Raw genomic sequence first — 1,082 nt, forward strand, 5'->3', positions numbered from 1 at the left:
TGAGTTGATCTCAGCAAAACATAAGGGTTGATTGGTGCGACACGGGCGAAAGTGTCGAGTCGGACGACCGTGGAAACAGGCGTGGAGCCATCGATAGACACGTCCTTGCGACAGAAACACGTCTTCGAGAGGGCTCCACGTGATTGCCTATCGTGCCATGGTCGACGTTCCGAGGGAACTTGTGCGCTACCTCGGCCGGCTTCTCGCCGCCGAGCGCCGGGCTCGGGGCACGCGCTCGGGTACCCGCGCCTTGACCTGCTTCTACCAGGCGTTGTTGGTGCTGGTGTGGTTCCGCAAGGGCGAGGACATGACCTTGTTGGCAGCCGGGTTCGGTATCTCCCGGGCAACCGCGTACCGCTACCGCGACGAGGGCATCGCGGCGCTCGCCGCGCAGGCCAACGACCTGCACACCGCCCTGCGTCGGGCCGCCGACGACGGCTGGTCGCATGTGATCCTCGACGGGAAGCTGTTCGACTGCGACCGGCTGGCCGAGACGGCCCTGTCGGTCAAGGGCGAGGTGATCGACGCCTGGTTCTCCGGAAAACACCGCGACTTCGGCGCGAACGTCCAAGCTGTCATGCGCCCCGACGGTCTACCGATCTGGACTTCGGCGGCGATGCCCGGGCATCTGCACGACACCAGCTGCGCCCGCGAACTGGGCATCACCGCCGCCCTGAACTGGGCCGCCGCTGACCTCCACCTGCCCACCCTGGCCGACTCCGGCTACGAAAGCGCAGGCCACGGCATCAAGACCCCGGTCAAGCAACCCACCGACGGTCGCCGGCTCGCACCCGACAACCGCGCCTACAACCGGCTGCTACGCGGTCTGCGCTGGCAAGGAGAACGTGGCTTCGCGATCCTGATCGGACGATGGAAGACGCTACGACATACGACCGCCAGCCCCCGCCGAATCGGAGACATCATCGCCGCAGCCTTGCACCTGACCCATTTCGAGTACAAGTACCTACCGCAAAGTCGTTGAGATCACTTCACTTCACTTCACTGCCCCTGAATGTCGGCACGCGCGGAACGAACACTTCAGTGGGTGTCGGTCAGCTCACCGGGGTTCGACCGTGACTTCA

At 64.6% G+C, this 1,082-nt stretch carries 1 protein-coding gene; it reads left to right on the forward strand.

What is annotated here, in order from left to right; genetic code table 11:
* Nucleotides 1-157: 157 nt before the first annotated feature.
* Complete coding sequence (locus tag ABNF97_RS33955; RefSeq protein ID WP_502930596.1) at nucleotides 158-982, forward strand: transposase family protein; 825 nt, start codon at nucleotides 158-160, stop codon at nucleotides 980-982.
* Nucleotides 983-1,082 lie beyond the last annotated feature (100 nt).

The organism is Plantactinospora sp. B6F1, assembly GCF_040120695.1.
Lineage (GTDB): Bacteria > Actinomycetota > Actinomycetes > Mycobacteriales > Micromonosporaceae > Plantactinospora.